Consider the following 3,578-nt stretch of genomic DNA (forward strand, 5'->3'; position numbering starts at 1 on the left):
AGTCTCAGGTAAAGTAGTTTCTCGTGCTGAGGCGCACGGAGCAGGGCAAAAGCCCTGAAAACGGCCCGAAAGTATCATTGGGATATGGTGTAATTGGCAACACTACGGTTTCTGGTACCGTCATTCTAGGTTCGAGTCCTGGTATCCCAGCTCTGTTCAGAGGCTCCGTTGCGGGCCTAAAGCAGAAGGTCTCAGTCGGTTGGCCGATTTGAAACCACAGCAAAGTGTGTGAAACAATCACTGAGCTGACCAGCGGAAACGCTGGAAAGAAGTATGGCAAAGTACACGGCCCCATCGTATAGCGGCCTAGTACGCCGCCCTCTCACGGCGGTAACGCGGGTTCGAATCCCGCTGGGGTCACCAATGAATGGTCCCGGGCAAACGCCCGGGGCCATTTTCCGTTCCACAACAAAGCGGGGAACGCCACATCACCTTCAGCAACGGACCGGCAAGCTGGAACCCTCCATCGCTTTCGGTTCCGGGAGGCACCGTCCCGGACCCGGCTCGCGGCAGCACCGCCGTTGGACCCTGCACAGACTGCTGGGGTGTTGCCAAAAAGGTGCAGGAGCTGGTGGGGCATTCCGGGAAACGGTGGGGAGGTGGCGGGGCGTTGCGCAAGTAACGGCACCATGCCCGCCGTCAACTGGCATGATGTTGCTTGTGACCTCCCGGAACGAGCCAGATGAACCGCACGATGAGCAGCGCCCGCCTTCGAGCAGTGTCGGTGCCCTTGCAGCCGTAGCGCTCCTGGAAAAGGTGCGCGGTGATCTTGCCGCCGCAGCGCTGCCGCTGGCACTGCCGGACGTGGAGCAGGCACGGCGTGATGCCGCCGGCGCCGTCGCCCAGCTCGACGACTACATCCTCCCGCGGTACCGCAGCCTTGATGCCCCGCTCCTGGCCGTCGTCGGAGGTTCCACCGGTGCAGGCAAGTCCACGCTCGTCAACGCCCTTGTAGGCCATCCCGTTACGCGTTCGGGTGCCATTCGCCCCACCACCCGCCAGCCCATCCTCCTGCACCACCCGTCGGAGGCAGCCTGGTTTGAGGGCCAGCGTGTCCTGCCAAGCCTGAGCAGAATCCGCGGATACGTCGCCAGCAGCCCGGTGCCGGCCAGTCGCGCAGGCGCGGTTCCTGACGCGGGCGCCATGTCTTCCCTGGTGCTTGTTGCCGACCCTGCTGTCCCTGCAGGAATCGCGGTCCTGGATGCTCCCGACGTCGACTCCATTTCGGACGACAACCGCAAGCTGGCAGCGCAGCTCCTTGCTGCCGCCGATTTGTGGATCTTCGTCACAACGGCCAACCGCTACGCAGATGCCGTCCCGTGGAGGCTGCTCCTGGACGCAGCTTCGCGGGACATCATGGTGGCTGTGGTGCTGGACCGGGTACCGCCGGAGGCGGAAAGGGAAGTCAGCGAGGACCTGCGAAGCCTCCTGGACCGGGAGGGTCTGGACGCCGCACAGCTGTTCATAATCCCGGAGACACCCTTGGATCCGCTGGGCATGCTGCCGGCCGGAACCGTCCTCCCGATAAGGACGTGGCTCGGAGAGCTGGCCGCAGATGCTGCCGGCCGTTCTGAGATCGCCCGCCGTACGCTCAACGGGACCGTCAGGGCACTGGCCGGCCGTGTTGCTGCCGTGGCACAGGCGGCCCGGGAGCAGCAGGCCGCCGCGGAAAACCTCGAAGCCGCCGCGGCATCGGCCTACCGTGATGCTGCCGGTCGGATCCTCGACGCTACCAAGGACGGGGCACTGCTGCGGGGTGAGGTGCTCGCCCGCTGGCAGGACTTCGTGGGCACCGGCGAGTTCTTCCGGGCCCTGGAACAGAACGTAGGCCGGTTCCGTGACCGGCTGGGGGCTTTCTTCCGGGGTGAGCCCCCGCCCGCGGTGAGCGTTGAGGCAGCCATCGAGACGGGGCTGCAGGCCGTCATCATCGACGAAGCTGCAAATGCCGCCGAGGACACCGACCAGCGGTGGCGGACCGACCCGGCAGGGCGCCAACTGCTGGGGCCGGACGACCTCTCCGGGACCACGCCGGGTTTCGCGGATCGGGCCGCTGCCGAAATCCGGGCCTGGCAGGAGGCCCTGATGGAACTCATCCGTACCGAAGGACAGGGCAAGCGCACCCAGGCCCGCTGGTTGTCCTTCGGGATCAACGGATTAGGGGCCGCCCTGATGATCGTGGTGTTCTCCATGACGGCCGGCCTGACAGGACTCGAGGTTGGGGTGGCGGGCGGAACGGCGGTTGTGGGCCAGCGGCTGCTTGAGGCCGTCTTCGGGGAGGACGCCGTGCGGCGCATGGCCGCAAAAGCGCGGGAGGACCTGCACGCCCGCTGCCAGCGGCTGTTGGAGGAAGAACGGCAGAAGTTCCTTACCCGGCTGCCGGAGCGCGATGAACGCGGCACGCAGACTCTTGCCGCCCACGCGGACGCCCTGGTCCGCCTGGCGGATGTCGCGTGAGCCGCCACAGCGACACCCGGGACGAGTCCCGGCTTGACCGCCGGCTCGCGGCCCTCAACGACGCCCGCGAGCTCGGCGAAGGCGTCCTGCCCGACGCGTCGCTCCAGGAAGTATTCACCGTCCTGGAGCGGGCCAGTTCACGCCGCTCGCTGTCGGCCGACCACACAGTGGTGGGATTCTTTGGAGCCACCGGAAGCGGCAAATCCTCCCTGTTCAACGCGGTCAGCGGAGCTGAAATCGCGACGGCGGCAGCGCGCCGGCCCACGACGTCGGAACCTTTGGCGGGGGTGTGGGGATCGGAGGGCAGCGAACCCCTGCTTGACTGGCTGGAGGTCCGCAACCGGCACCACGCCGCAGCGGTGGAAGGCTTCGCTGACGAGGACACCGGCCTGATCCTGCTGGACCTGCCGGACTTCGATTCCACCCGGGCGTCCAACCGTGAAGTGGTCCAGAGGATGGTGGGCCTCGTGGACGTTCTGGTGTGGGTCCTTGACCCACAAAAGTATGCGGACGCGGCCGTACATCATGATTTCCTGTCGCGCCTGGCGTCCCACGGTGCCGTGACGCTGGTGGTCCTCAACCAGGTGGACCGGCTCCCGGAGCATGACGTTCAGCCCGTCCTGGAATCGCTGCGGGCCATCCTGGCCCGCGACGGATTGGCCAAGGTCCAGGTGCTGGCGGCGTCCGCTGTGGCAGGTACGGGAGTGGACAAAGTGCGGGCCGCCATCCGGAGCGTCGCCATCAAGCGCAGAGCGCAGTCGCAGCGGCTCGCTGCTGACATCACCAGGGCTACCGCTGAACTGGATGCAGTGTCCGGCGGGGGAGAGGCGGCCGGGGTCCGCGCAGCGGCAAAGGCGCGTCTGGCCGACGAGTTGGCCGTGGCAGCCAATGTGCCCACCGTGGTCCGGGCGGTTGGCCAGTCCTACCGGCTTGAGTCAGTGAAGCGCACCGGCTGGCCGGTCACCAGATGGTTGTCCAGGTTTCGGCCAGATCCGCTGCGCCGGCTCAACCTGCGAAGCGTTGCCCCGTCGGAGTTGAACCGGACCTCGCTTCCGCCGGCAGGGGCGCCGGAACGCGCGCGGACCGACGCGGCGGTCAGGGAGTTCGCTGACGCCGCCAGCGCT

Annotated in this window: 2 protein-coding genes and 2 tRNA genes; all 4 read left to right on the forward strand. The window is 66.9% G+C overall.

Translation table 11 applies throughout. The features are described 5' to 3' along the window. The first annotated feature begins 78 nt into the window (after nucleotides 1-78). A tRNA-Gln gene (locus AC5RWX_RS31450) sits at nucleotides 79-150 on the forward strand. Between the two features lie 137 nt (nucleotides 151-287). Next, nucleotides 288-363, forward strand: a tRNA-Glu gene (locus AC5RWX_RS31455). A gap of 288 nt (nucleotides 364-651) precedes the next feature. After that, nucleotides 652-2,454: a dynamin family protein gene (locus tag AC5RWX_RS31460; protein ID WP_494100114.1), complete on the forward strand. Its 1,803-nt coding sequence runs from the start codon at nucleotides 652-654 to the stop codon at nucleotides 2,452-2,454. Next, nucleotides 2,451-3,578: GTPase (locus AC5RWX_RS31465; RefSeq protein ID WP_494100115.1), on the forward strand; the 1,128-nt coding region annotated here is incomplete at its 3' end. The genes AC5RWX_RS31460 and AC5RWX_RS31465, both read left to right, overlap by 4 nt.

This window comes from Arthrobacter sp. SPT-J7 (genome assembly GCF_059089965.1).

Coding starts and splice junctions, on each gene's coding strand:
- AC5RWX_RS31460 (WP_494100114.1), top strand. CDS start 652: ATGTTGCTTGTGACCTCCCGGAACGAGCCAGATGAACCGCACGATGAG.